The sequence below is a fragment of the Streptomyces sp. CB01249 genome (genome assembly GCF_001905735.1).
GTDB lineage: Bacteria > Actinomycetota > Actinomycetes > Streptomycetales > Streptomycetaceae > Streptomyces.
This window is the reverse complement of the sequence record NZ_LISW01000009.1, coordinates 148,109-174,654: the sequence shown is the minus strand read 5'-3', so window position 1 is coordinate 174,654 and position 26,546 is coordinate 148,109. Positions and strand designations below refer to the sequence as shown.

Below are 26,546 nucleotides of genomic sequence, written 5' to 3'. Positions count from 1 at the left end.
GGCTAACTCGTTAGACGGTGATACGGCGTGCTGCCGAGACGACCAGGGGGATGGACGGCCATGACGACAACAGCGCCTGCACACACGCACACCGCGACCGTGCCGCACGACACCCGGGCCCGCCCCGGGCGCCGCAACACCGCCGTCCTGGTCGCCTTCACCGCCGTGACCAACCTCGCCGACGGCGTGATGAAGATGGCCCTGCCCCTGCTCGCCGCCCAGCTCACCGGCTCACCCGCACAGGTCACCGCCGTCTCCCTCACCCTCACGCTGCCGTGGCTGCTCATCGCCCTGCACATCGGCGTCCTCGTCGACCGCTTCGACCGCCGCCGACTGCTCTGGACGGCGAACGGCATGCGCGTGGCCGCCATGGCCTGGCTCACCGTCTCCGCCCTCACCGGCGGCGTCGTGCTCCCCGTGCTCTTCGCCGCCGGCGCGCTCCTCGGCGTCGCCGACGTGGCGGCCTCGACCTCGGCGTCCGCCCTGGTCCCGGCCGCGGTGCCGCCCGCCGGACGCGAACGGGCCAACGCCTGGATGGTGGGCGCGGAGACCGTGGGGCAGGAGTTCGCCGGGCCGTTCGTCGGAGGGCTGCTCCTGGCCGCCGGAACCGGCCTCGCCCTGGGCGTGACCGGCGCCTCCTACGCCCTCGCCGCCCTGTCTCTGTTGCTGCTCGTGGGCCGCTTCCGCCCCGCCGCGCCCACCCCGGACGCGGCCCCCGCATCGGTCAACAGCCGCATCGCCGAGGGCGTACGTTTCCTCTGGAACGACCGCCTGCTGCGCACCCTGTCCCTGATCGTCGCCGTGCTCTCCGCCGTCTGGGGTGCCTGGCTGGCGCTCATGCCGCTCTACGCCCAGCGGGCCATGGGACTCGGCTCCCGCGAGTACGGCATCCTGCTGAGCGCCCTCGGCGTCGGCGGCCTGGCCGGTGCGCTGACGGTGACCTGGGTCAACCGGGTCCTCGGCGCCCGGCGCGCGATGTTCGCCGACCTGATCGGCACCCTCGCGATGGCGGCGCTGCCCGCGCTCACGACGAGCCTCTGGGCGGTGGCGGCCGGGGCGTTCCTCGGCGGCATGGGCGGCACCCTCTGGTCCGTCAACGCCCGCACCCTCACGCAGCGCAGGGTCCCGGACGAGATGCTCGGCCGCTACGGCGCTGCGTCCCGCCTTTTCACCTTCGGCGCCATGCCCCTGGGCGCGGCGCTGGTGGGCCTCCTTGCTGAACTGGGCGGTATGCGCCTCGCGTTCGGCCTCTTCGCCGCCGCGACCGCCGTCACGCCGGTGCTGTTCATCCGGAACGTGCCCCCATCCTCCGGACGTACGTCACCGCTTGGGTACCGCACGCCTCCGGGGAACGTTTAGCTCAGCTCAACCTCGCCTTACGCATCGGTCGTTGATCCGGAACACCGCCGGATGTCAGCGTGAGGGCATCCCCCTTCCCCTTGATCGCAAGGAGTGGCGTATGCCCGTACGTGAACAGGTGAGCTTCGTCGGTGACATGGGCAAACTGACCGGTCACCTCCACCTGCCCGACGCCGATGAGACCACCCCGCCGCCCGCCGTCCTGATCGCCGGAACCTGGACGTCCGTCAAGGAGCAGATGGCCGACCGCTACGCACGGGAGCTGGCCGAACGCGGCTACGCGGCGCTGTCGTTCGACTTCACCGGATACGGCGAGTCCGACGGCGCGCCACGCGACCGCGAGTCGCCCGCGCAGAAGGTCCGCGACCTGCGCGCGGCGGCCGACTTCGTCCTGTCCCACCCCGCCGTGAACGGCGAGGCCCTGGGAGCGCTGGGGGTATGCGCGGGCGCGATGTACGCCGCGGCCTTCGCCGCCGATGACCCCCGCGTACGCTCACTCGCCCTCGTCGCACCCTGGCTGCACGACCGCGGGATCTGCGAGGAGAACTACGGAGGCCCCGAGGGCATCGAGGCGAAGAAGGCCGCGGCGGCCGAGGCCGCTCGCCTGTACGCGGAGACCGGGGAGGTCGCCTACGTACCCGTGGTCAGCGGCAGCGACCCGGATGCCGCCATGCCCTTCGACATCGACTTCTACCTGAACCCCGAACGCGGCGGGATACCCCAGTGGCCCAATCGGTACGCCGTCATGGCCTGGACCGAATGGCTCGACCTCGACGCCGTCGCACTCGCCCCGCGCATCACGGCACCGACGCTGCTCGTGCACAGCGAGGACGCCGCGATCCCGGACGGGGCCCGGCGCTTCCACGCGGGTCTGGCCGGGTCCTCGGAATTCGTGTGGACGGAGGGCGTTCAGTTCGACTTCTACGACCAGGCGCCTCAGGTCCGCCTGGCCGCCGATGCCGCCGCCGAGCACTTCGCCCGCACGCTGTGAACACCGCCGCCCCCACAGACAGGTCGTCCACCATGTCCGAATCCACCCACACCCTCGCCTCCCGGTACGCCGTCGCCGAGACCTGCACCCGCATGGCGGTGCACGCCGATCGCCGGGAGTGGGAGCAGCTGCGCACGCTCTTCGCCGACAAGGTCGTGCTCGACTACACCAGCCTCAACGGCGGAGAGCCGGTCCGCCTGACACCGCAGGAGATCACCGACGCCTGGCGCGCCACGCTCTCCGGCTACGACGCGACGCAGCACCTGATCGCCAATCAGCTCGTCACCGTCGAGGGCGACCGCGCCGTCTGCACCGCCTCCTTCCAGGCCACCCACCGCCTGGCCGCGGCCCACGGCGCGTCCCTGTGGACGCTCGGCGGCGACTACCGCTGGGAGCTGGTCCGCAACGGCGACCGGTGGCTGATCGACACGGTGGTCATGACCGCGACCTGGGGCGACGGGAACCAGGCACTGCCCGTACGAGCGGCGGGCTGATGGCCGCCGGACTCGACTCCACCACCGGCGCGCCGGCCACCGAACGGCGCGGCTCACCCGCCGTACTGGGCGCCGCCCTGCTGGGCTTCTTCCTCATCTCTCTGGACGCGCTGATCGTCACGGTCGCCCTGCCCGACATCGGCCGCGGCCTCGGCGTCGGCATGTCCGGACTCCAGTGGGTGGTCGACGGCTACACGCTGATGTTCGCCGCCCTGATGCTGTCCGCCGGTGCCCTCTCCGACCGCATCGGTGCGAAGCGGGCCTTCGGAGGCGGCCTGGTCCTCTTCGCGGCGGCGTCGGCCGCCTGCGGGCTCGCGCCCGGCCTCGCGGTCCTCGTCACGGCCCGGCTGGTCCAGGGCGCGGCGGCCGCGGTGATGATGCCGGCCTCGCTGGCACTGGTCCGGCAGGGCTTCCCCGCTCAGGCCGAGCGGGCGCGCGCGATCGCGGTCTGGACCGTCGGCGGCGCCGTCGCCGTCGCGGCCGGGCCGGTGGTCGGCGGGGCGCTGACCGCGTCGGCCGGCTGGCGTTGGATCTTCTACGTCAATCTCCCCGCGGCCCTGGCGGCGCTGGCCCTCCTGGCCCGGCTCCCCGCCTCCCCGCGACTGCCGGCGCGGCTGGACGTGCCGGGGCAGGTGACGGCGGTCCTGGCGATGGGCGGGCTGACGTACGGCGTCATCGAGGGCGGGGCCGAGGGCTTCGGCCGCCCGGCGGTCCTCGCCTCCCTGGCGGTGGCCGTCGCCGGGGCCGCGGGCTTCCTCGTCGCGCAGGCGCGGGGCGCCCACCCGATGGTGCCGATGGCGCTGTTCCGGACCCGGGTCGTGACGGTGTCCCTGGTGGTCGGCTTCATGGCCAACGCCGCCTACTACGGGGGCGTGTTCGACTTCAGCCTCTACCTCCAGCAGGAGCGCGGGCAGACGGCGCTGCACGCGGGCCTGATGTTCATCCCGATGACGGCCCTGGTCGCGCTGGTGAACCTCGCCTCCGCCCGGCTGGCCGCCCGGTACGGACCGCGCTTCCCGATGACCGTGGGGCAACTCGTCGGCGCGGGCGGACTGCTGTCCCTGCTCGTCGTCGGCCCGCACACCGGGGTATGGGTGGTGGCGATGCTCATGGTGCCGGTCGGCCTCGGGGGTGCGCTGGCGGTGCCGGCCCTGACCGCGATGCTCCTGGACGCGGTGCCCGCCGACCGCGCGGGCACCGCCGGGGCCGTACTCAACACGGCCCGCCAGGTGGGCGGGGCGATCGCGGTGGCCGTCTTCGGGGCGTTGCTGGCCGGCGCGGACTCGTTCCTCGCCGGGATGCGCTGGAGCGTGCTGCTCGCCGCAGCCGGGCTGCTAGCGACCGCCGCCGCAACCCTGACACTGCCGAGGGCCGGAGGTGTCGGCGCCCCCGCAGCCGCATGAGGGGCGGCCGGACGGCGGGGCGAGCTCCACGACGGTCCGGATGAAGGCCGACAGGCCCGACGGCCGGTCACCGGTGCGCCACATCAGCGCGTAGTCGACGGGCTCCGCGTCATCGAACGGCACGTAGGCGACATCGGGCCGGACGTGGTACGTGCCGGCGGCGACAGCTGCCACGGTGGCCCCCTTTCCGGCACCGACCAGCGAAAGGATGGCCTGCCAGCCGACCGCCGCCGGACCGCGCTCGATCGGCAGGCCGCCCGGTGTCCGGGCGGGGAAGAACCACTCGCTGAACGCCTTCGACACCCCTGCGGCCGTCACCAGCGGCAGCTCGGCCAGCACCTCCAGGGACACGGTGGCCCGCCGTGCCAGCGGGTGGCTCGCGGAAACGACCAGCGCACGGGGCTCGGAGAACACCACCGGACCGACGACGACGTCGGCTTCCTCCACGGGCGGCTCGGCGACCACCAGATCGACCCGCTTGTTCCTCAGCGCGGCTATGGCGGCGTTGTACGTCACGTCCAGCAGCTCGACCGTGCAGTCCGGGTGGCGCGCGGTGAAGGTGTCACCGGCCTTGATGAGGAGTTCCGCGCTCCACGGGGCGGTGAAGCCGACCCGCAACGCGCCCCGTACACCGGAGTACGCCGCCGTCGCGTCGGCGAAGGCACGCTGGATCTGCCGGTACGCCGGCAGCAGGTCCTCCCGGAGCCGCCGGCCGACCGGGGTGAGGGCGACGCGGCGGCTGGACCGTTCGAACAACGGGCCGCCGACGCGCCGTTCCAGCGCCTTGACCGTCTGGCTGACCCGCCCGGGCGACACGTGCAACCGGTCTGCGGTCCGCGCGAAGTGCAGCTCGTCCGCCAACGTCAGGAACGTCTCGATCTCGTACCGCTCCACCAACGCCCCCCGAGCATTCCGTCACCGCCGCGTCGCCATCGTAGTTTCGCGGCAGGGCCGGGGGGTTTCGCCGCCTCGCGGCGGCCGTTTCATCGCGGAGCGGCCGCGTCCGGGGGCAGGAGGGTGCGGTGGTGGCGGTAGAGGGTGCCGGTGCCGCCGAAGTCCTTGAGTACCGGGGCCCATACCGCCTCGATGTGGGCGACGGCCGGTCCCTCCGCGACCCACTCGGAGAAGCTGAGTACCTGGCCGCCGTCCACGGCGATGTGGAGGTGTGCGGCAAGGGCGCCGGGGTAGGCCCGGTCGTCGCCCTCCGTCCGCTCTTCCCCCGCGAGCAGCCCGTCGAGCCAGGCGCGGGCGGCCTGCTCGTCCTCGGCGGGGAAGAACGCCGCCGGGAACGACTCCGGGACAGGCGCCGGCTCCTCCACGGCGGTGCCGCGGACCGTGCGGTAGTGCCGGAACACCCGGGACACGGCGCCCGCCCCGTCCACGGAGCCGGTGGCCGGAATCCGGTCCTCGGCGTCCCACTGGGCGTAGGTGAGGACGGAGTCGTCGTCACCGCTGGTGTACACGGTCAGGGAGAGCAGCCCGCGCGGCCACGGTGCGCGGCGCGCGTCGGCGACGGCCTCTTCGGCGGTCCGCCGGGTGTGGTCCGGTCCCCGTGTGGCGACGGTGGTGACGAGTACGGCCGCGCTGCGCGGATCGTCGAGGACGGCCCGTACGGGGTCGGCGGACACGTAGGACATGGTGGCGGGCTCCTGGGAGTCGGGGGAGAGAGGAGGGCGGTGCGGGCGCCCTCCCAGTCTCCGTCCGGCGTCCTCCGATTCCCAGGGCCGCCGTTTCAGGTCTTCGTCAGAAGTGTCAACTCCCCGCAAGGAGACGGTCGGTGAGGTCGCGCAGCCGGCGTGCGGCAGCGGGGTCGAAGTCGGGGGTGTCGACCGGAATGCGACGGCCTTCGACGTAGGCGCTGAGCGCTTCGGCGGGGGGTTTGTCGATGGCGTCGGTGATCGGCGGCACCGCCGCCTCGACGGGCTTCGCGTGCGCCTGCATCGACCGGATGTGAGCGAGTGTCGCGCGGTCGTACTCACCGGAGAAGCCGGTCGCCGTGACCCCGGGGTGGATCAGTACGTAACGGATCCCGGCCGGGCCGTGCTGCTCGGCGTAGGAGACACCCAGCAGGTCGTTGAGCTTTCCGCCGTGACCGAGCGCGGCCCCGCCGTGGTAGCCGCGGCTGAACTGGAGATCGTCCCACTGGACGATGTCGAGCCCGGCGCCCGGACCGGCCACGTTGACGACGACCGGATGCCGTGCGCGGGAGAGCGGCTCGGCGAGGGCCTGGCCCAGCACATGGCGGCTCAGGTAGAAGAGCGCGAAGTTCTCCTCGTACCCCTCCGCCGTCTCCGTGCGCCGGAAACGGTAGTGGCGGGCGCAGAACACCAGCGCGTCGACCGTCGGGAACGCGGCGCGGATCTCCTCGGCGGCGCGGGAGGTCTCCGTCAGCAGGCTGAGGTCGGCCATGACGAAGAAGGCCCGCCCGGCGGCGCCCGACGCAGTCGCGGCGTCGAGGAACCGGCGGCCCTTCTCGGGGCTCCGGCCGATGACGACCACCGTGTCGCCCCGCCCCAGGTACACCTCGGACAGAGCCTTGCCGATGCCGTCGGTGCCACCGGCGATGACCAGCGTGCTCATTCGCCCTCTCCTCGCGTACGAACGGATGCGGTGGGGACCCCCACCGACGGGGCTTCCACCGACGGGGCTTCCACGGATGCGGCCTCCGACGGCGGGCTTCCGGCGGACGGGGTCTCCGACGGCGTGGGCGCGGGTCGGCCCGGCAGCAGGGTCGCCGCCCCCAGGACGAGGACGAGCACCACCGACACCGTCCAGTACGCGGCGTGGAATCCGCGGACCGGGTCCCCGTCACCGGCGGTCTGCATCACGAGCGCGACGACGGCGATGCCGATCGACGCCCCGAGCTGGTTGAGCATGTAGAGCACCGAGCTCCCCTGCGGCACCAGGGGCGCGGGCAGGGTGCGGTAGAGGGACGCGATCGTGGGGGCGCCGACCGCGCCGAGACCCACGCCGATGGCGAACGCGGCGACGGCCGGCCACACTTCGGACGTGTCCGCCCCGATACGGGTGAAGGCCAGCGCGCTCAGCAGCGCGAGAGCGCCGCCCGCCTGGACGAGGCGCCGCGAGCCGACCCGGTCCGAGAGCCGGCCGGTGACCGGCATGGACAGGGCCGACCCGATGCCGAGCGGGGCGAGCAGCAGGGCCGCCTCGAAGGTGCTCCGTCCCTGGACCTGCTGGTGGTAGAGCGGCAGGGCGAAGAGGCTGGCGAACGTGGCGAGGCCGACGAGCGAGCCGACCGTCACACTGGCGGCGAAGCTCCCGCGCTTGAACAGGCGCAGGTCGATGAGGGGCGCGGCCGCACCCTCGCCGCGTCGTCGCAGGGCGTGAAACCCGTATCCGCCCAGCAGCACGAGGGAGAGCACCAGCGGCACCAGCACCGACGGGACGGCGAACGCGGCCTGTTCGGCGGCCTGCGAGAGCGCGAGCACACCGGCTGCGACGCCCGGTCCGATCAGGGCGAGTCCGAGGATGTCGAGCTTGCCGACGGACGACTTGGCGGCGGGGGAGTCCCCGGGCACGAACTTGAGGGCGAGTGCCAGGGCGACGAGGCCGATGGGGACGTTGACCAGGAACATCCAGCGCCAGCCGGTGCCCTGGAGGATGATGCCGCCGACGACCGGCCCGAACACCGGGCCGCTGGAGCCGACGATCCCCATCAGTCCCATGACGCGTCCGGCGCGGGCGGGCCCGGAGGCGCGGGCGAGCAGCGTGAGCATCAGCGGGTCGAGCAGACCGGCGCCCAGGCCCTGCACGACGCGGAAGACGATGAGGCTGGGTGCGTTCCAGGCGAGGCCGGAGGCCACCGAGCCGACGAGGAAGACGACGAGGCCGAGCAGCCACAGCCTGCGTCCGCCGAACCGGTCGACCGCCCAGGCGGTGACGGGGATCGAGACGGTGAGCGCGAGCAGATAGCTGGTGGACACCCAGCTGATGGTGGACAGCGAGGTGTCGAAGTCCCGGGCGAGGGTGTCGGCCGCGACGGCGATCATCGAGCCGTCGAGGATCCCCATGATCCCGCCCAACAGGATCACGCCGATCAGCCGCCGCAGGGCGGGATCCAGACGTTCGTCCTGTGCATGCGCCATGACTGTCTCCGGTGAGATCGAGCGAGAATTGCACTGGCGAGTGCAGAGTAGGGCACCCATGCGTTCGGTTTCAACGATGTGGGGCATTGGTTTGCACTCGCTGGTGCATTTCTGCGCGCCGGTGGGTACGATGGCCCGGTGAGCGGAACGAGCACCCCCAAGGCCCCGTCGCGAGGCCGCATCGACAAGCGGCAGGCGATCCTGGGCGCCGCATTCACCGTCTTCGCCCAGCGGGGCTACGCCCGCGCCTGCATGGAGGAGATCGCCGAGGTCGCGGGGGTCGCCAAGCACACGGTGTACAACCACCTCGGCGACAAGCAGAGCGTCTTCCGCAGTGCGATGGAGGCCGCGGCCGACGACGTGATGGCTCAGAACCTGGCCGTCGTGGACCTGTTTACCGCCGAGGGCGTGGGTGCCGAAGTGCCGGACGGCGACGAGGCCGCCCGGCTCGAAGAGCTGGCGTACCGCTTGCTGTTGCGATGTTGCAACGAGCAGTCCTGGGCGCTGCGGCGCCTGCTCTACGCGGAGATCGGCCAGTTCCCCGACCTGCTGGAGATCGTCTGGGGGCGTGGTGCGAGCCGGCTCAAGGAGGCGCTGGCCGACCGGCTGGCCCGGCTCGCCCTCTCCGGCCGGCTGCGGTCCTGCGATCCGGCGGAGGCGGCCGAGCACTTCCTCGCCCTGCTGACCGGTCCGATGGAGGCCCGGTCCCAGCTCGGCACCCGAGCCGTGCCGGACGCCGAGGTCCGGCAGGTGGCGCGGTCGGCGGTGCACGCCTTCCTCGGAGCTTACGGTGTGTCAAATCCCTTGCTGAGTTCATGAGTTGACACGTACCGGCAAGCTCGAACGGTCGTACGCGAAGCGGTCGTTAACTTCCGTGAACGCTTCTTTAAGACCCTCGACACGTGCCATCGGATCCCGGGCCGCGCGGAGAACATCGTCTGCGTATGCGCACCCGATCGGATCAAGGGAGACATCGTGCAGATTCTCGTGGTGGAGGACTCACACAACAGCGACGGCGAACTGACCCGGGCACTGGAGCGCCACGGGTACGGCGTCGCCTCCGTCAGCAGCGGCACGGCGGCACTGGACGCACATCGTGGTGCGGACTTCGTCCTGCTCGACCTCGACCTTCCCGACATCGACGGCCTGGAAGTCTGCCGGCGCATCCGCGAGGACGCGGAGACACCGGTCATCACCTTCACGGACAGCGGCAGCGAACTCGACCGCGTCCTGGCCCTGCGGACCGGCGCGGACGACTGCCTCGACAAACCCTACGAATTCCGCGAACTGGTGGCGCGCATCGAGGCCGTGACCAGGCGCAGGCACGCCCGGCCGGGATTACGGGAATCCCTGACAGTCCTCTCGATCGGAACGCTGCGCATCAATGCCGCGTCCCGCGAGGTCCTGTTGCGCGGAAGTCCCGTCGATCTCACCCGCAAGGAATTCGACCTGCTCTACTATCTCGCCCGGCACTCCGAGAGCGTGGTCAGCCGGCAACGGCTGATGACCGAGATCTGGGAGGACCCGATGCCGCACGTGCTGGGGTCCCGGGCGACCCGCACCGTCGACACCCATGTCAGCTCCCTGCGCAGCAAGTTGGGCCAGAGGAGCTGGATAAGGACCGTACGCGGCGTGGGGTTCAGGGTCGGGCACGAGTGAAACCCCGTGGTGGGCCGCCGGATTCCGTGACCCGTCGGCCCGCCCTCGCCCCCTGCCCCGCCGGTTTTCCTTTTCCTGACAACGAATTGTCGAGATGTGATGAAACGGCTGACCGGGACGGAAAACGCCGGAATCTAGAGTCGGCAGGGTTCGCGCACCGGTTCACCTCACAGACGGAGACCCTCCGATGACGACGACCGATTCCGGGAATTCCCTCTCCTCCTGCCCCTACCACGCCTCCGGCTTCACCTCCGAGCGCCTCGAACTCGACCCGGCCTACACCAGGCTGCGGAGCGAGGAGCCCGTCACCCGGGTCACGATGCCGCACGGCGGGGACGCCTGGCTGGTGACCCGGTACGCGGACGTACGCGCCGCGCTCTCCGATCCCCGGCTGAGCAGGGCCGCCGCCGTCGGCAAGGACGTCCCCCGGTCCAGCCCGCTGATCCAGCAGGCCGATTCCCTCCTCAGCATGGACCCGCCGGAGCACACGCGCCTGCGCCGGCTCGCCGCGAAGGCGTTCACCGCACGACAGGTGGCCGCCGTCCGGCCGAGGGTGCAGGCGGTCATCGACTCCCTCGTGGACGCCCTGGAGGAGTCGGGACCCCCCGCCGACCTGGCCACCGGACTGGCCTGGCCCATGGGCATCACGGTCATCTGCGAGACCTTCGGCATACCGGAGGAGGACCGCGGCCGGTTCCGCGAGTGGACCGACGCGATGATGGCGCTGACGGTCGCCGATCCCGCGACCATCCAGGCGGCGCGGGACAGCCTCGACGGCTACCTGCGGGAGCTGATCGCGCGCCGGATCGCCGAGCCCGGCGACGACCTGCTCAGCCGTCTGGTCACCTCGCGCGAGAGCGGCGACCGGCTGACCGAGAGCGAACTCGGCGTGTTCGCCGTGGATCTGCTCACCGCGGGCCACGAGACGACCGCCAACCAGACCGGCAACTTCCTCTACACCCTGCTGTCCCGGCCCCCGCTGTGGGAGTCCCTGGTCAAGGACCCGGACCTGGTTCCCCCGGCGGTCGAGGAACTGCTGCGGTACACCCCCCTGGCCACCAGCGTGGCGCCCTTCTCCCGGATCGCCGTGGAGGACTTCGAGCTCGCCGGGCAACTGGTGCGCGCCGGTGACGCGGTGGTCGCGCAGACCGACTCCGCCAACCGGGACGGGACCGTGTTCGAGAACCCGGAGGAGCTGGACTTCCACCGGGAGAACAACCCGCACGTGGCGTTCGGGCACGGGGCGCACCACTGCCCCGCGGCCCCGCTCGCCCGGCTCGAACTGCAGACGGTCATCGCGACCCTGGCGCGGCGGCTGCCGGGGCTGCGGCTCGCGGTGCCGGCCGACGAGGTGGAGTGGAACACCAACCGGGTGATGCGGGGTGTCACGCGGCTGCCCGTCGCGTGGTAGCACCGGAACGGCCGTGAGCGGCGCCCCGCCGGGGGCGCCGCTCACACGTGGTCCTTCGGCCGGCTCAGCGGAAGGCGTCCGCGTTCTCCTCCGCCCACTGCGCGAAGGAGAACGCCGGGCGTCCCAGCACCTCCGGCACGCCGTCGTACGTCCGCTGCGGCCGGCCGTCCCGCGCCGCCTGGTACGCGACGAGTGTCGCGGCGACCGGTTCGGGCACGAAGGCGGTGAGCTGCTTCTGGTACTCCTCGGGCGTGATCAGCCGCACCAGGACGTCCCGGCCCGCCGCCGCTCCCACGAGCTCCGCCTGCCGCCGCGCCGAGAGGGACTGGGGGCCGGTGATACGCAGAGTGGCACCCCGGTGGGCCTCGTCCAGGAGCGCGCGCACCGCGACGGCTGCGATGTCCGACTCGTGGACCGGCTCGCTGTGGGCCTCGGGATAGGCGAGCCGCAGCGGGCGCCCCTCCCGTATGTCCTCAGCCCACTGGAGGGCGTTGGTGGCGAACCCGCCGGCCCGGACGAATGTCCAGCCGATCCCCGACGCCCGCAGCACGTCCTCCACGAGCCGGTGCTGCTGCGCGATCGGACTCGTGTCCGCCCCGTGGCTTTCGATGGCGAGTGAGGAGAGCAGCACGATGTGGCCGACTCCGGCCGCCGCCGCGGCGTCGGTCAGACGGGCGGCGCCGGCCGGCTGGGCGTACAGGAAGATCTTCTGCACGCCGTGGAGCGCCTCGTGCAGGCCCTGCGGTGAGGCCAGGTCGAGCCGCACCCGCTCCACCTCGTCGGGCAGTGCCGTCAGGGACGCCGGGTCGGCGCTCGCGGCCCGCACCTTCTCGCCTGCGGCGAGCAGTTCGCGTACGACGGCGGCGCCGACCCGGCCGCGCGCTCCGGTCACCAGGATGGTCATGTGTCGCTCCTCTCGGGGGTGATGCCGTGGTGGAGATGGAAGCGGCGAAAGCCTATGGGGCGTACGCCGGGAGTGGCACCCGTGGCCCGGAGGGTGGCCGCGCGGGCCGCGCCCTCCAGGAAGGCCAGATGTGCCTCGTCGCTCGTCCACTCCGCGTAGTTGAGGACCCGGCTGCCGTCCGTGCTCGCGTGGAAGTGGGCGCTGAGCATGCCTTCGCGCTGCTCCGCCGGTGCGTCGGTGACGGCCCGCGCCACGGACTTGATGATCCGCTCCTGTGCGTCGGCTCCGTCGACGTCGAAGGTGGCGACGACGACGGCTCCGGGGGGTGTTCCGGTGCCGTCCAGGACGACGCTGGTGTGCAGCCGGTAGGAGACGGCCGCGGCCGCCGCCGGGCCCCGGAGCGTCCGTACGAGGTCGTGGTGGGCGGTGGGCCGTGCCGCCTGGACGTAGGTGAGGACGGTGTCGCCGCCCGTATCCAGGTAGGCGTGGAACGACAGCAGGCCGTCGGGCCACACGGCTCCGGCCCACCGGTCGGACACCTCGTCCAGCAGGGCGCGGGCGGCGTCACGTCCGGGGGCGTGCCAGTGGGTGATGTGGACCGAGGTGGCGTCCGGGCGCGCGAGGTCGGGGCCGCGGCGGGCGGCGGCCCGGGGCTCAGTGCCCATGGGGCTGCTCGCGGACGGGGACGGCGAGCGGGAGCGGTGGTGCGGAGCGGGTCATGCGGGTTCCTTCCGTGCGGGTGGGCCGGGACGTCCGTCGCGGAGCCCGGGGAGAGCGGCGGCCAGGCCCCCGGCCGCCGCGACGGCCAGCACGGCGAGGGCCGGGCGCCGGTCGTCGAAGGCGGTCAGGAGCCAGGCGGTGAGCGGGAGGAGCAGGACCGCGCCGAGTTGCACGGCCATCTGGTAGAGCGGGATCGCCGTGGCGCGACGCGACGGCGGCACGGACCCGGCGGCCCGCATGTTGAGCGCGGCGAAGGAGAGCACGAACCCCGCGCCGACGAGGAGCAGCACGGGCAGCGTGCGGGTGAGGTACGCGCCCGAGGGGGGCCGCCACACGGCGAGCAGGAATCCCAGCAGAGGCGCCGCGGCGCCCAGCGCGATGAGCCGGCCCGTTCCGTGGCGACGGACGAGGGAGCCGGCGAACGGCACGGACACGGCGAGCGGCACGCAGGCGGGCAGCAGCGCCAGCGCACCCGTCCAGGGCGACAGGCCGAGCCGGTCCTGCAGCTGGAAGGTGAGCAGGAACAGCAGCCCGTGGTAGGTGCCGTTCAGCGTGGCCGCCCCCAGACCGGTGCGCAGCAGCACGCGGTCGCGCCCCGGCGGCCCTGGTTCGGGGGGCCCGACGGGAGCCGGCGGCCGGGCCGTCGCCTCGTGGGGCACGAGCCGCAGCCCCCACAGCAGGAGGACGAGGGCGACGGGGGCCGGCAGGAGGAAGATCCAGCGCCAGCCCGCTTCCAGGAGCGCCCCGGACACGAGGAGCCCGGCCGTGAACCCCGCGGCCCCGAAGGCGGAATACACCGAGACGGCGCGGCGCCGCTCCGGCCCCTCGGGGTAGGCGGTGCCGATGATGGCCAGCCCCATCGGCGCCGTGAGGGCGGCGCACGCGCCCTTGACCACCCGGGTCGCGATGAGCAGGGCGGGCCCGTCCGCCAGCCCGCCCGCGACCGACGCGAGCGCGAAGCCGAGCATCGCGGCGAAGTAGACGCGCCGCCTGCCGAACCGGGCGGCGAGCCGCGGCCCGGTGGGCAGCAGGGCCGCGAAGCCGAGGGCGAAGCCGCTCATGAGCCCTTGCACGGTCAGCAGCGACAGGCCCAGGTCCTTCCCGATGACCGGCAGGGCGACCAGGACGAGGGACACCTCGGTCGCGTCCAGAACCATGTTGCCGGAGAGGACGAGGAGCAGGGCCCACGCGTGCCGGGCGGAAGCGCGTTCGGTCGTCGTCACGGCAGGAGGCGCGGCAGCTGTTCGGTGACCAGCTCCAGGTTCTCGGCGACCAGGTCGTCCGGCATGCCGGCGATGCTCGCCCAGAAGATGAGGTGCTTCACGGGCAGGCCCGCGGTCAGCTCCTTGATGCGGACGGCGGCGTCCTCGGGGGTGAGGATGTCGAGCAGTCCGCGCCGGTCCTCGGCGTCCGGGTCGCGCAGATCATCGAGGGTCAGGGGCGGCGGGCCGTCGAAAGCGGTTCCCTGGAGGGCCCCTTGACGATAGGAGTTCACCTGGTGGACCAGATGGGGGCCGATGCGGTGCCAGGCGGCCTCCGGGTCCCGGGAGAGCAGCAGGGGGAGCAGATCGCTCACACGAGCGGTCTCCGGGTCGTGGCCGCCTTCGACCAGCCCCTCGCGGTACTGCCCGAAGCGTTCCCGGTTGATATGCAGCAGCCCGACGCCCAGCCGCCCGGCCAGCCGGGCGCCCCGCGGCCCGTAGAAGCCGCCCCACACCGGCGGCGGGTCCTGGATCGGCAGGGGAGTGATCTCCCGCTCGCGCCAGAGGCGCAGGATCTCCCTCATGCGTTCCTCGGTCCGTGCGAAGCGGTGTCCGAAGTCGGCGTCGAAGAGCGCGTACTCGGGGACGCGGTAACCGGCCCCGAGGCCGAGTTCGAGCCGGCCGCCGCTGATCAGGTCCACGATCGCGGCCTGTTCGGCGATGTCGACGGGGTGATGCAGCGCCGGGAGGACGACCGAGGTGCCGATGCGCGCGTGGCGGGTGCGGGCGGCGACGGCCGCCGCGAAGGTGAGCGGCTGCGGCAGGTAGCCGTCCTCGAAGCGGTGGTGTTCGGTGAACCACAGACCGCCCGCGCCCCGGCGGTCCGCTTCCTCGCAGAACTCCAGGGTCCGCGCGTAGTGGTCTGCCCAGGGCCGGTGCCACTGGTCGGGGTTGCGCAGGTCGAAGAGGAGTCCGACGTCCATGACAGATGCCTTTCGAGAGGGGGACGGTCGGCACGGACTAGCCGAGGAGGGTGCCGCCGGTGGCGTCGACGAAGGAGCCGGTGATCCAGCGGGCCTCGTCGGTGGCGAGGAAGGTGACGACGTCGGCGACGTCACCGGCCTCTCCCACGCGCTGGAAGGCGGACAGCTTGGACATCTCCGCCACGGCCTCCGGGATGTCGAAGACGGGACTCCCGTTGTCGGTGATCCCGGGCGCCACGCTGTTGATGGTGATGCCGCGGGGGGCGAGCTGCCGCGCCAGGTGGAGGGTGAGCTGCTCGATGGCTCCCTTGGTCATGGCGTACGCCACCTGCTCGGGGTTGGCGACCCGGGTCAGGCCCGAGGAGATGTTGACGATCCTGCCCCCCTCGGGAATCGACGGCAGGGCGCGCTGCACCAGGAAGTACGGTGCCTTGGCGTTGACGGCGAAGAAGCGGTCGAACTGCTCCGGGGTGACGTCCTCGGGGGCGACGCCGTTCTGAGTGGTCTCACCGGCGTTGTTGACGAGGATGTCGAGGGTGGTCTCGCCGGTCCGCTCCTTCAGCCCGCGTTCCAGGCCGAGGAAGAGTTCGTGGACGTCGCCGGGCACGCCGAGTTCGGCGCGGACGGTGAAGCCGCGGCCGCCCTCCCCCTCGATGGTCGCCAGGGTCGCGTCGGCCGACGTCCGGTCGTTGGCGTAGTGGACGGCGACGAGGGCGCCCTCGCGGGCCAGACGGATCGCGATGGCGCGTCCGATGCCCCGGCTCGACCCGGTGACGAGTGCGGTCTTTCCTTCGAGCCTGTTGCTCATGTGGTCAGCTCCCTGTGGATGCGGGCGGTCGGGGGTTGTCGAGCCCGGTGACGACCCGGGCGAGATGGCGGCGTACGGTGCCCAGGCGCAGGAGTCCGGCGACGACCTCACGCACGCCGTCCACCTCGGGGCCGCCGAGCAGCAGCCGTGCCTGGGCCCGGATGCCGGTGAGCGCGCGGGCGGTCACCGGGTGCCGTTCGCGGTGGTACGCGTCGAGCTCGTCGTCTCCGGCGCGGCCGGTGACGCGGGCGGCGAGGCGGGGGCCGAGGGCGGCGGCGTCCTGGAGGCCCAGGTTGAGCGCCTGGCCGCCCACCGGCATCTGGACGTGGGCGGCGTCACCGGCGAGCAGGACCCGGCCGCGCCGGTACGCGGTCACCTGCCGGCTGGTGTTGTCGAACGCGTTCAGCCACAACGGTGTGCCGTGGCCGATGTCCTCGCCGGTCACCTCGGCCCAGGCGGCGGCGACCTCCGCGAAGGACGGCGGACCGGTGCGCCGGGCCGGTGGCGCGCCGAAGAGGTGGACCATCACCCGGGTGGAGCCGTCGGGCCAGCGGTGCGCCGTGGCCAGTCCGTGCGGGTGCCGTTCGAAGCGGCGGTCGGGTACGTCGATGCCGGACACGTCGGCACGCAGCATCTCCAGCGTCCCGTCCTCGCCGGTGAGTTCGAAGCCGCCGAGCCGCCGTACCGTGCTGCGCTCGCCGTCGCAGCCGACGACGAACGCGGCCGTGGTGCGGTGCGCGGTGCCGTCGTCGCCGGTGTGGGCGACCTCCACGCGGTGGGGATGGACGGTGAGCCCCGTGACCCGGTGTCCGCGCCGGACGTGGGCGCCGAGGTCGGTGGCCCAGAGCTGCAGGACGGCCTCCAGCCGGGTCTGGGGGCACTTCCACTGTCCGGCGTGCGGGTGGCCGGGCTCCGCTTCGGCGAGATCGAGGCGGAGCCCGCCGAAGTGGCCGGGCCCGCCGTCCGGCAGGGCGCCCAGCCGCCGGAGCACGCCGCGGTCCTCCAGGATCTCCAGGGTGCGGCTGTGCAGGGTGGACGCCCGGGACTCCGTGGCGGGTTCGACGCGCTGCTCCAGGACGGTCACCCGGGCACCGCCCAGGCGCAGTTCCCCGGCGAGGAGGAGCCCGACGGGCCCGGCGCCGACGACGACCACGTCGGCCGCCGGGACCTCGGACGCCGGCCCGGTCAACGCCGGGCTTCCGCGTACTGCTTGGCGTGGCCCAGCGTGGCGCGGCTGTTGCCGCCGAGGGCGTCGCGGATGTAGGCGCGGGCCTCCGGGACACCGGCGTCCTCGCCGAGGATCTCGGTGATCTTCTCCGCGTTGAGGACGACGGTGTGCTGGGAGGTGGCGGTGGTGACCCCGTCGGCGTCCTCGTCGAGCTGCCAGTAGCCGGTGTGCAGGGTGAGCAGTCCGGGCAGCGTCGTCTGCTTGTACGCGATCCGGCGGTACGGGAAGCAGACCCGGACGGACTCGGTGGTGTGGGTCGACCCGTCCTTGGTACGGGTGTCGAGCCGCAGGATCTGGAGCCCGGGGGTGTCCTCCGTCAGCCGTACCCCGGCGACGTGCGGGAGCCGCTCGGACCAGAGCGTGGCCTCGTTGAGGAAGTCGTACACGTCCTTGGCGGAGCCCTCGACGCGCACGGAGTCCTCGAAGGAGAGGGACAGTTCGGCGTCCGTGGCGCCCAGTTCGAGGTTGGTCTTCAGCCCGGGCAGCTCGGCCCGGCTGTTGCGGTCGACGGCCTGGTCGATCCAGACCAGCTTCTCCGGGTCGTCGTCCACGGCCCGGTACTCGTGGAGGAGGCGGACGCGGGTCTCGTCCTCGGCGAGCGGCTCGATGACCCAGGTCCCGGTCATCTCGGCGACGGGGTGGGCGGGGATCTCCTGCCAGAAGCGGATCCTCAGGTCCTCGGGGTCCAGGACCCGGATGGAGGTCCAGCTCTTGGCCTCGCCGTTGGCGGTGGCCCAGATCCGTATGCGCTCCCGGTCGCCGTCGGCCTCCAGCTGCTCGACGTAGACGGAGGGCGGGAAGAGGCGGGGCCAGTTCTCGACCTCGGCGAGCAGCCGGTAGACCTCGGAGGCGGCGGCCTGGACAGTGATTTCGTGCTCGACCTCGCGGGTCGTCATGGTGAAGTCTCCTGTGGGTGAAGTGATGTGAGGGGGCGTCAGAAGTTGCCGAGGCCGCCGCAGACGTTGAGGGCCTGCGCGGTGATGGAGGCGGCGGTGTCGGACACCAGATAGCCGACGAGACCGGCGACCTCCTCGGGGGTGGAGTAGCGTCCGAGCGGGATCTTGGCGTTGAACCTCTCCAGGACCGCGTCCTCGGTGGTGTCGTAGGCGGCGGCGTAGCCCTCGCGTACGCGCTGGGCCATCGGCGTCTCCACATAGCCGGGGCAGACGGCGTTGACGGTGATCCCGGTCGGGGCCAGTTCGTTGCCGAGCGCCTTGGTGAAGCCGACCACCCCGTGCTTGGAGGCGGAGTAGGGGGCGCCGAGGACGACGCCCTGCTTGCCGGCGGTGGAGGCGATGTTGATGATCCGGCCCCGGTCCTTCTGCCGCAGGCCACCGGTGTTCAGAACTTCCCGGGTGACGCGGAAGACGCTGGTGAGGTTGGTGTCGATGACGTCGTCCCAGAGGTCGTCGGCGATGTCCGCGGTCACCCCTCCGCCGCTGCGCCCTGCATTGTTGACGAGGACGTCGACCGTGCCGTAGCGGTCCACGGCGGCTCCGACGAACGTGCGCACGTCGTCGGCGGACCGGACGTCCAGGGTGGTGCCGTCGACGTCCAGGCCCTCCGCCCGCAGTTCCTTGACGGTGGCGGCGACGTTGTCGCCGTTACGGGCTCCGATGAAGACCCGGTGGCCCTGCCCGGCGAGCAGCCGGGCGACGGCGAGGCCGATGCCGCTGGTGGCGCCGGTGACGAGGGCCACGCGGCCCGTGTGCTGGCTCATGAGGTCTCCTCAGACGGTGCGGGCGGCGGTCAGCTGCGCGTTGACCACGTCGATCAGCGCGCGGGGGGTGTCGGCGTCGGTCAGGGTGTCGTCGTCCAGCGTGATGCCGTACTCCCGCTCGATCCGGCCGCCCGTTTCCAGCAGGGCGAGCGACTCGTAGCCGAGGGCGTCGAAGGTGGTGTCGAGGATGTCGGCGTCGAGGTCGACCCCCTCCTCGGCGCCGGCGGCCTCCCGGAGGATGCGGCGCAGGTCGTCCAGGACGAAGACGGTGTGGGTGCCGGGCACGGACATGGCGAAGCCTTTCGTGGGGGCGTTACGGAGGGTGGCGCGGCGCGCAGCCGCGGGCGGGGGAGTCGCGGTGTACGGGAGCGTCACCCCGGTTCGCCGTCGCGGCGCACGACGAGCGCGGAGTTGAAGCCGCCCTGACCGCGGGCGAGGACCAGTGCGGTGCGCAGCGGGGCGGGGCGGGGGCGGGGCCCGACGAGGTCGATCTCGTACCCCTCGGCGAGGGTGGAGCCGACGGTCGGCGGGATGACGCCGTCCCGCAGGGACAGCAGGGCGGTGGCGACGTCGAGCGGCGCCGCGCCGGAGTACAGGCGGCCGGTCATGGTCTTGGGGGCGGTGACCGGCACCCCGCGCGGTCCGAAGACCTTGGTGAGTGCCTCGGCCTCCGCCCGGTCGAGTTCCGGGACGGCGGCCGCGTCGGCGAACACGACGTCGATGTCGGCCGGTTCGCTTCCGGCGTCGGCCAGGGCCAGTTCGATCGCGCGCTGGAGCCCGGGGGCCCGTCCGCTGCCGGGCCGCGGGTCCATCGTGGCGGCGTGGCCGGTGATCTCTCCGTACACCCGGGGGGCGTCCCGGCGGCGGGCGTGCTCGGCGTCCTCGACGACGAGGATGGCACCGCCCTCTCCGGGCACGTGGCCGGAGGCCTCGCTGTCGAAGGGGAGGTAGGCGCGCGCGGGGTCGTCGGAGGTGGTGAGCCGGCCGCCGGCGATCTGCGCCACCCATCCCCAGGAGCACAGGGAGGCGTCCACGGCGCCGGTGATGAGGACGGGGGTCCCCTTGCGGACCTGGCGCCGGGCCTGGGCGAGGGCGTCGAGGCCGCCGGCCTGGTCGCTGACGACGACGCTGCTCGGCCCCCGGGCCCCGGTGCGGATTGAGATCTGCCCGCTGTTGACCGCGTAGAACCAGGCGAACGACTGGTACGCGGAGACGTAGGTGCCGCCCTTGCTCCACAGCGCCTTGAGCTCGTTCTGGCCGAACTCGAAGCCGCCCGAGTGACCGGCGGTGATCACGCCGACGTCGTACTCGGGCAGATCGCCCGGGGTGACCTCCGCGTCCGCCAGGGCCCAGTCGGCCCCGACGAGCGAGATCCGCGTCATCCGGTCGGTCTGCGGCAGGAGACGCCCCGGCAGCAGGTCGGCGGCTTCGAAGCCTCTGATCTCGCCGGCCAGCCGGGAGGGGTAGGACGTGGGGTCGAACCGGGTCAGCGGGACGATGGCCCGCTGACCCGCGAGCGTGGCCCGCCAGTAGGTCTCCAGGCCGAGTCCGTTGGGGGCGGCGACGCCGATTCCGGTGATGACCGTCCGGGCGCTCATCGGGTGCTCCGATCGGGTCGGGCGAGGACGACCGCGCTCTGGAAGCCGCCGAAGCCGCTGCCGACGGACAGCACCGCGTCCGTCCGCCGGTCGCGGGCGGTCAGAGGCACGTAGTCGAGGTCGCATTCGGGGTCGGGGTTGTGGAGGTTGGCCGTGGGCGGGACGACGTGGTGCTCCATCGCCAGCACGGACGCGGCGACCTCGATCGATCCGATGGCGCCGAGCGAGTGGCCGACCATCGACTTGATGGAGGAGACGGGGGTCCGGTAGGCGTGCTCGCCGAGGCTCCGCTTGAACGCCGCGGTCTCATGGCGGTCGTTCTGCTTCGTACCGGAACCGTGGGCGTTGATGTAGTCGATGTCCACGGCGTCCAGCCGTGCCTCGTCCAGGGCCACCCGGATCGCCTCGGCCATCTCCTTGCCGTCGGGCCGCAGCCCGGTCATGTGGAAGGCGTTGGACCGGGTGGCGTAGCCGGCCACCTCGGCATAGATGTGGGCCCCGCGCCGCCGTGCGCCGGACAGCTCCTCCAGGACGAAGACGGCGGCGCCCTCACCGAGGACGAAACCGTTGCGGCTGGAGTCGAAGGGACGGGAGGCGTGTTCGGGGTCGTCGTTGCGGGGGGTGGTGGCCTTGATGGCGTCGAAGCAGGCCACCGTGATGGGGGAGATGGGGGCGTCGGTGGCACCGGCCACCATCACGTCGGCGAGACCGTCCCTGATGACCCCGGCGGCATGGCCGACGGCGTCAAGCCCGGAGGTGCATCCGGTGGAGACGACCGTGCCCGGGCCCTCGGCGCCGACGGCCCACGCGACCTCCGTGGCGAAGGAGCTCGGGACCAGGAAGTTGTAGAGGTGCGGCACGGCGTAGCGGTGGTCGACCAGGTCGAGCCTGCCGCCGTCGCTGACCGTGCGGTACTCCTGGTCGAGGCCGGTGGTGGCCCCGACGGCGCTGCCGATGGTGACCCCGGTGCGCACGGGGTCCAGAGCCGTGAAGTCGAGCCCGCTGTCGTGGACGGCCTCGCGGGCGGTGACGACGGCGAACTGGGCGGCCCGGTCCATCCGCCTGACCTCCTGCGGGCCGAGCCCGGCGAGCTCCGGGTCGAAGTCGACCTCCGCCGCGACCTGGGAGCGGAACGGCGAGGGGTCGAAGAGGGAGATCCGCCGCGTCGCGGTCCGGCCGTCGGAGATCAGCCGCCAGAAGTCCTTGGTGCCGAGGGCGCCGGGAGCGGTGACACCCACCCCGGTGATGACGACACGGCGTTCCTGCCCGGGCGGGGTGGCGGTCACGTGGCGCTCCAATGGTAGAAGCGCTGGGCCAGGGCGTCGGCCGGCGAGCGCCAGGTGGCGGGGTCGTAGGCCGCGATGTGGGGCTTGAGGTCGTCGCTGATGCCGATGAACCGGCTGTCCGACTTGGCGGCCTCGATGCGCTCGCCGCCGTCCTCGCCGTCGAAGTCCTGCAGGTGGAAGTAGAGCCCGCGGTACGCGAACAGCTGGCGGCGGCGGGTGCCCATCCGGTGGGGCATGTCGGTCGTGTCGAACTCGCCGAAGAGACGGGCGACTTCGTCGGCGCTACCGATCTCCATCCGGGCGACGATGAGGTTGCTGTGCATGGTGGCCTCTCTGAGAGCGGTCGGGGTCAGGCCGGTCCGAACCAGCGGTCCAGCGCGGTGGGCAGGTCGTGGTGACTGCCGGGGGCGGCCCAGGCGACGTAGCCGTCCGGGCGGAGCAGGACCGCGGTGGTGCCGGCGAGCCCTGCGGGCACGGGGCCGTGCGGGGCGCCGGTGACCACGTCGATCCGGTCCCGCCAGCGGGCGGCCCTGCGGCGCGCCCAGGGGTTGTCCGTGAGGTCGAGCAGCACCCCGCGGCCGGAGCGCAGCAGGGCGGTGGAGCTGGTGCGCCCGGCCCGGGTGGTCAGGTCCAGCCGGGGCAGGCGGGCGCCGAGCAACGGGTGGGAGCCCGTGCCGACGTCGTACCGGATGTCGGTCCCGCTGACCTTGGCAGCGAGGTGGCGGGCCACCTCGTCGTACGGGAGGAGCTCGGACAGGACGTCCCGCAGCGGTTGCACGTCGTCGCCGCCGAGGATGAGGAGGCTCTGCGCGCGGGTGTTGGCCAGCAGCTGCTGCCCCACCCGGTGGCGTTCCGAGTGGTAGGTGTCGAGCAGGGTGGCGGGAGCCGTCCCGCGCAGGACGGCGGCGAGCTTCCAGCCGAGGTTGAACGAGTCCTGGATGGAGGTGTTCATGCCCTGTCCGCCGGCCGGCAGGTGGATGTGGGCCGCGTCCCCGGTCAGCAGCACCCGGCCCCGCCGGTACTCGGACGCCTGACGGGTGGCGTCGGTGAACGCGGACACCCACACCGCTTCGGCCCCCGAGATGTCGCCGCCCGTGAGCCGCTTCCACACGTCGGCGACCTCGTGGAAGGAGGGCGGCCCGGTGCGCCGCCCCGGCAGGGCGCCGCGTTCGCCGACGATGACGCGGTGCAGGCCGTCGCCGAGCGGGGCGGACATGACCATCCCGCCGGCGAGGCTCTGCCCGGTCGCCCGGGCATCCACGTCCACGCCCCGGATGTCGGCGAGCAGCAGCTCCGTGGTGGCCTCGGTGCCGGGGAAGTCGAAACCGGCCGCTTTGCGGACCGCGCTGCGTCCGCCGTCCGCCGCGACGAGATATTGCGCGGTGAGCGTGGATTCCCGGTCGCCCGTCCTGACGCGTACGGAGACCGCTTCACCGGTGTCCTGGAGCGACAGGAACTCGTGGCCGCGCCTGATGTCGGCGCCCAGTTCCCGAGCCCAGCCCTCCAGGACCGTCTCGGTGACGGACTGCGGGATGCCGCGGGCGGCGGGATGCGCGCCGCCGAGGACGGCCAGGTCCAGCGGGATGCCGCCGAAGTGGCCCCGGGTGCTGGTGTCCAGTTCACCGAAGCGGGACAACAGGCCACGCTGGTCGAGACTTTCCGTCGTCCGGATGGTGAAACCCAGTCCCCGCGATTCCCCGGTACGCCGGGAAAGGCGTTCGACCACGATCACGTCGATTCCGGCCAGACGTAATTCACCGGCGAGTACGAGTCCTGCCGGTCCCGCTCCGACAATGATGACCGAAGCATCCATGGAGTCTCCCGACTGAAGGTCCGTTCGATTCCTGCTGACGTGAAACATCCTCGGCCGCCGCACTTTTTGTTTTCAAGGCGGAAACGTCAAGGTCCTGCGCAAGGAGATGTCAAGCGATCGTCAAGTCGCCGGGGCGGATGTCTGACATTCACGCGGCGGGTAAAAGCCCCGCGCCGGGTCGAGTGCGCGGCCGGCGCCAAGGAAATGTCAGGGGAAGTACAAATCCCTGTTCAGGAAGGCGCAGGACACCCCCTCGGACCGCCTCCTGTGACCCCGCTCACAGTCAGGTGCGTGGCCGGGTGTCTAGCCTGAGGCCCGCAACTTCGGTGCTGCGCCCGCACCATGGAACGGGGGAATTGATGCGCGTCCTGGTCGTTGATTCCGACAGGTCGAACGGAAACACGTTGAGTGCCCAGCTGAAGCGTCACGGGTACGACGTGGAGATCTGCACGACGGGCACCGAAGCTCTGGAGAAGCACGAGAAGTTCGACCTCTTTCTCATCGATCTCCTTCTTCCCGACATCGATGGCCTGGAGGTCTGCCGGGCCGTCCGGGCGAGCAGTGATATTCCTGTCATCGCTTTCACGGATGCCGGGATGAAACTCGACCGGATTCTGTGCCTGCAGGCGGGCTGCGACGACTGCATGGCGAAGCCGTACGGGTTCCGCGAACTCCTCGCGCGTATCGACGCCGTACTCCGGCGGTCCCGCCCGGTGGCTCCACGTACCACGCGGGCGGAGGCGATCGCGCACGGTTCGCTGTGCATCGATCCGGAGACGCGGGAGGTGCGGCTCAACGGACGGCTGATCGGCCTCACCCTCAAGGAGTTCGACCTGCTCCACAGGCTCGCGTCGGAGCCGCACACCGTGCACTCCAGGGCCTCGCTGATGGCCGCGGTGTGGGGGTTTCCGGGACACCACGTCCCCGGCGGCCGGGCCAGCCGGACGATCGACACCCACGTCAGCGCCGTCCGCTCCAAGCTCGGCTCACCCGACTGGATCATCACCGTCCGCGGGGTCGGCTTCAGGATGGGCCGTGTCTGAGCGGGTACCGCTGACGACCCGTCGGCACATCGATCTGCAACGCCTCGCCGGCTTCCTCTGTCCGGGGCACTGACCCCGCCTCCCGCACCTCGCGCGGGCACGCGTGTGCCACATGGGCCCGCGACGCCCGAGCCCCCACCCCGGTCTCCTCATTTCCGCTCTCGCTCACCCGGAGTCGTACCTTCATGTCCAGACGTCCCATGCCCGCGCGCCGTTTCGCGAGCTCCTCGACCACCGCCCTCGCCGCCGCACTCGTCCTCTCGGTCACCGCGACGGCCTGCTCCGGAGCATCCGGGTCCTCCGGCAAGGCGGCGTCCACGCCGCGGTCCGGCGGCCACCTCAGGTTCGCGATGGCGGCCGACCCCGGCTGCGTCGACCCGCACCAGGCCACGACCACCGACGCCCTGTACGGGGCCCGCGCCTTCGTGGACTCGCTCACCGACCAGAACCCGACGACCGGCCAGATCGTGCCGTGGATCGCACGCTCGTGGCAGGTCTCGTCCGACGCCACGCAGTTCACGTTCAGCCTGCGCACGGACGCCACCTTCGCCGACGGCACCCCGGTCGACGCCAAGGCGGTCAAGACCAACCTGGACGCCGTCGCCGCCCTGGGCGCCAAGTCGATGCTGGGCGCCGGGTACCTCCAGGGCTACCGCAGCACCGAGGTCGTCGACCGGTACACGGCCAAGGTCACCTTCAAGGGGCCCAACGAGCAGTTCCTCCAGGCGACTTCCACAGCGACACTGGGGCTCCTCGCCCCCGCGAGCCTGAAGCTCCCCGCGGACAAGCGCTGCACCGCGAAACTCATCGGCTCCGGGCCGTTCACCCTCGACGGCTACACCCCGAACACCTCGGTCGAACTGACCAGGCGCAAGGGCTACACATGGGGCTCCCCGCTCTGGAAGCACTCCGGAGCCGCCTATCTGGACAAGCTCACCCTGCGAGTAGTCCCCGAGGCCGGTGTACGCAGCGGGAGCCTGAACTCCGGGCAGGTCGACGCGATCGCCGGCGTCGCGCCGCAGGACCAGGAGACCCTCGCGGGGCAAGGGCTGAGCGTCATCGACCGGCCCAACCCCGGTGTCCCCGTGGCCCTCAGCGTCAACACCGCACGGCCGCTGACGAAGGACCCGGCGGTGCGGCACGCCCTCCAGACGGCCGTGGACCGGGACGAGGTCGTGCAGACCGTCCTCAGCCCCAGTTACCTCCCCGCGACCAGCGCGCTGTCCAGCAGCACGGGCGCGTACGCCGACAACAGCGCGCTGCTCGCCCACGACCCCGAGAAGACGAGAAGGACGCTGGACGCGGCCGGCTGGGTACCCGGCCCCGACGGCATCCGGGTGAAGAACGGCAAGAAGCTGAACCTGAAGGTGATCCTGGGCGCCAACTTCGGACCCAACCAGACCGTCCTGGAACTGATCCAGCAGCAACTGCGCAAGACCGGGATCGGCCTCACCCTCACGCTGCTCTCCCTGCCGGACTACCAGCAGGCGCGCGGCGCGGGCGACTACGACCTCGCCTGGGGCAACGGCACCCGAAACGACCCGGACATCCTGCGCACCGCGTTCTCCGGCAAACTGCTCAACCTCGGCCGCATCGACGACCCCCGGCTGGAACGCTCGCTGGACGCGCAGGCCGCCGCGACCGACCCGGAGAAGAGGGCCGCCCTGGTCGCGACCGCACAGCGACGGGTGCTGGAACAGGGCTACCAGATCCCCGTGTTCGAGATGGCGAGCGTCTACGGAATCGGCGAGAAGGTGCACGGCCTGACCCTCGACTCCACGTCCTACCCGCAGTTCCACGACGCGTGGCTGTCCTGAC

25 protein-coding genes and 1 pseudogene are annotated in these 26,546 nt (G+C 72.2%); 10 read left to right on the top strand and 16 right to left on the bottom strand.

What is annotated here, in order from left to right:
* Window positions 1-60 precede the first annotated feature (60 nt).
* The 4 genes from AMK18_RS30900 to AMK18_RS30885 all read left to right on the top strand — a co-directional run bounded on the left by AMK18_RS30900 (window position 61) and on the right by AMK18_RS30885 (window position 4,247).
* Complete coding sequence (locus tag AMK18_RS30900; protein WP_241836683.1) at window positions 61-1,359, top strand: MFS transporter; 1,299 nt, start codon at window positions 61-63, stop codon at window positions 1,357-1,359.
* A gap of 100 nt (window positions 1,360-1,459) precedes the next feature.
* On the top strand, window positions 1,460-2,350 hold the full coding sequence (locus AMK18_RS30895) for an alpha/beta hydrolase (protein ID WP_073865390.1): 891 nt from the start codon (window positions 1,460-1,462) through the stop codon (window positions 2,348-2,350).
* Window positions 2,351-2,382: 32 nt separating this feature from the next.
* Window positions 2,383-2,844, top strand: coding sequence for a nuclear transport factor 2 family protein (locus AMK18_RS30890; protein WP_073865389.1), 462 nt, complete (start codon window positions 2,383-2,385; stop codon window positions 2,842-2,844).
* Entirely contained in the window at window positions 2,844-4,247 is a 1,404-nt protein-coding gene (locus AMK18_RS30885) for an MFS transporter (protein ID WP_073865388.1), read from the top strand. Before AMK18_RS30890 ends, AMK18_RS30885 begins: the two co-directional genes overlap by 1 nt.
* Here AMK18_RS30885 and AMK18_RS30880 read toward each other — a convergent pair.
* The 4 genes from AMK18_RS30880 to AMK18_RS30865 form a co-directional block, all read right to left on the bottom strand.
* Entirely contained in the window at window positions 4,179-5,141 is a 963-nt protein-coding gene (locus AMK18_RS30880; RefSeq protein WP_073865624.1) for a LysR family transcriptional regulator, read from the bottom strand. The genes AMK18_RS30885 and AMK18_RS30880 overlap by 69 nt on opposite strands.
* An 89-nt stretch (window positions 5,142-5,230) precedes the next feature.
* A complete protein-coding gene (locus AMK18_RS30875; RefSeq protein WP_073865387.1) occupies window positions 5,231-5,884 on the bottom strand; it encodes a hypothetical protein in 654 nt (217 codons plus the stop codon).
* A gap of 115 nt (window positions 5,885-5,999) precedes the next feature.
* Window positions 6,000-6,827, bottom strand: coding sequence for an SDR family NAD(P)-dependent oxidoreductase (locus AMK18_RS30870; protein ID WP_073865386.1), 828 nt, complete (start codon window positions 6,825-6,827; stop codon window positions 6,000-6,002).
* Window positions 6,824-8,353, bottom strand: a complete 1,530-nt coding sequence (locus AMK18_RS30865) for a DHA2 family efflux MFS transporter permease subunit (protein ID WP_073865385.1) — start codon at window positions 8,351-8,353, stop codon at window positions 6,824-6,826. The genes AMK18_RS30870 and AMK18_RS30865 overlap by 4 nt, the downstream gene beginning before the upstream one ends.
* 138 nt (window positions 8,354-8,491) lie before the next feature.
* Between AMK18_RS30865 and AMK18_RS30860 the strand changes: the two genes are divergently transcribed.
* The 3 genes from AMK18_RS30860 to AMK18_RS30850 all read left to right on the top strand — a co-directional run bounded on the left by AMK18_RS30860 (window position 8,492) and on the right by AMK18_RS30850 (window position 11,423).
* Window positions 8,492-9,172 (top strand): TetR/AcrR family transcriptional regulator, encoded by a 681-nt coding sequence (locus AMK18_RS30860; protein WP_018103034.1) that lies wholly within the window; start codon window positions 8,492-8,494, stop codon window positions 9,170-9,172.
* 156 nt (window positions 9,173-9,328) lie between these two features.
* Complete coding sequence (locus AMK18_RS30855) at window positions 9,329-10,012, top strand: response regulator transcription factor (RefSeq protein ID WP_018103035.1); 684 nt, start codon at window positions 9,329-9,331, stop codon at window positions 10,010-10,012.
* A gap of 187 nt (window positions 10,013-10,199) precedes the next feature.
* Window positions 10,200-11,423 carry a cytochrome P450 gene (locus AMK18_RS30850; RefSeq protein WP_073865384.1) on the top strand — a complete coding sequence of 408 codons (1,224 nt, stop codon included), beginning with the start codon at window positions 10,200-10,202 and terminating at the stop codon, window positions 11,421-11,423.
* A gap of 64 nt (window positions 11,424-11,487) precedes the next feature.
* Here the strand turns inward: AMK18_RS30850 and AMK18_RS30845 are convergent, their stop codons facing one another.
* From AMK18_RS30845 to AMK18_RS30790, 12 genes and pseudogenes are all read right to left on the bottom strand, one after another.
* A complete protein-coding gene (locus AMK18_RS30845; protein ID WP_073865383.1) occupies window positions 11,488-12,327 on the bottom strand; it encodes an SDR family oxidoreductase in 840 nt (279 codons plus the stop codon).
* The gene (locus tag AMK18_RS30840) at window positions 12,324-12,992 is read right to left on the bottom strand and encodes an antibiotic biosynthesis monooxygenase (protein ID WP_073865382.1); all 669 of its coding nucleotides are present in this window, start codon (window positions 12,990-12,992) and stop codon (window positions 12,324-12,326) included. Before AMK18_RS30840 ends, AMK18_RS30845 begins: the two co-directional genes overlap by 4 nt.
* A gap of 51 nt (window positions 12,993-13,043) precedes the next feature.
* Complete coding sequence (locus AMK18_RS30835; protein WP_073865381.1) at window positions 13,044-14,270, bottom strand: MFS transporter; 1,227 nt, start codon at window positions 14,268-14,270, stop codon at window positions 13,044-13,046.
* On the bottom strand, window positions 14,267-15,232 hold the full coding sequence (locus tag AMK18_RS30830; RefSeq protein ID WP_018103040.1) for an LLM class flavin-dependent oxidoreductase: 966 nt from the start codon (window positions 15,230-15,232) through the stop codon (window positions 14,267-14,269). Before AMK18_RS30830 ends, AMK18_RS30835 begins: the two co-directional genes overlap by 4 nt.
* A gap of 37 nt (window positions 15,233-15,269) precedes the next feature.
* Window positions 15,270-17,229: pseudogene (locus tag AMK18_RS35545) on the bottom strand (SDR family oxidoreductase).
* Window positions 17,226-18,164, bottom strand: a complete 939-nt coding sequence (locus AMK18_RS30820) for an aromatase/cyclase (RefSeq protein ID WP_073865380.1) — start codon at window positions 18,162-18,164, stop codon at window positions 17,226-17,228. The pseudogene AMK18_RS35545 and the gene AMK18_RS30820 overlap by 4 nt, the downstream one beginning before the upstream one ends.
* A gap of 38 nt (window positions 18,165-18,202) precedes the next feature.
* Window positions 18,203-18,988 (bottom strand): 3-oxoacyl-ACP reductase FabG, encoded by a 786-nt coding sequence (gene fabG, locus AMK18_RS30815; RefSeq protein ID WP_018103042.1) that lies wholly within the window; start codon window positions 18,986-18,988, stop codon window positions 18,203-18,205.
* A 9-nt stretch (window positions 18,989-18,997) separates the two neighbouring features.
* The gene (locus AMK18_RS30810) at window positions 18,998-19,279 is read right to left on the bottom strand and encodes an acyl carrier protein (protein WP_018103043.1); all 282 of its coding nucleotides are present in this window, start codon (window positions 19,277-19,279) and stop codon (window positions 18,998-19,000) included.
* Between the two features lie 80 nt (window positions 19,280-19,359).
* On the bottom strand, window positions 19,360-20,586 hold the full coding sequence (locus AMK18_RS30805; protein WP_073865379.1) for a ketosynthase chain-length factor: 1,227 nt from the start codon (window positions 20,584-20,586) through the stop codon (window positions 19,360-19,362).
* Window positions 20,583-21,872 (bottom strand): beta-ketoacyl-[acyl-carrier-protein] synthase family protein, encoded by a 1,290-nt coding sequence (locus tag AMK18_RS30800; protein WP_073865378.1) that lies wholly within the window; start codon window positions 21,870-21,872, stop codon window positions 20,583-20,585. The genes AMK18_RS30805 and AMK18_RS30800 overlap by 4 nt, the downstream gene beginning before the upstream one ends.
* Entirely contained in the window at window positions 21,869-22,195 is a 327-nt protein-coding gene (locus AMK18_RS30795; protein ID WP_018103046.1) for a TcmI family type II polyketide cyclase, read from the bottom strand. The genes AMK18_RS30800 and AMK18_RS30795 overlap by 4 nt, the downstream gene beginning before the upstream one ends.
* 26 nt (window positions 22,196-22,221) lie before the next feature.
* Complete coding sequence (locus tag AMK18_RS30790; protein WP_073865377.1) at window positions 22,222-23,685, bottom strand: FAD-dependent monooxygenase; 1,464 nt, start codon at window positions 23,683-23,685, stop codon at window positions 22,222-22,224.
* A gap of 359 nt (window positions 23,686-24,044) precedes the next feature.
* On the opposite strand from AMK18_RS30790, the gene AMK18_RS30785 reads away from it, so the two are divergent.
* From AMK18_RS30785 to AMK18_RS30780, 3 genes are all read left to right on the top strand, one after another.
* A complete protein-coding gene (locus AMK18_RS30785) occupies window positions 24,045-24,728 on the top strand; it encodes a response regulator transcription factor (RefSeq protein WP_073865376.1) in 684 nt (227 codons plus the stop codon).
* Window positions 24,721-24,801, top strand: coding sequence for a putative leader peptide (locus tag AMK18_RS35725; protein ID WP_365677897.1), 81 nt, complete (start codon window positions 24,721-24,723; stop codon window positions 24,799-24,801). Before AMK18_RS30785 ends, AMK18_RS35725 begins: the two co-directional genes overlap by 8 nt.
* 112 nt (window positions 24,802-24,913) lie before the next feature.
* Window positions 24,914-26,545, top strand: coding sequence for an ABC transporter substrate-binding protein (locus AMK18_RS30780; protein WP_241836682.1), 1,632 nt, complete (start codon window positions 24,914-24,916; stop codon window positions 26,543-26,545).
* The last annotated feature ends 1 nt before the right edge of the window (window position 26,546 follow it).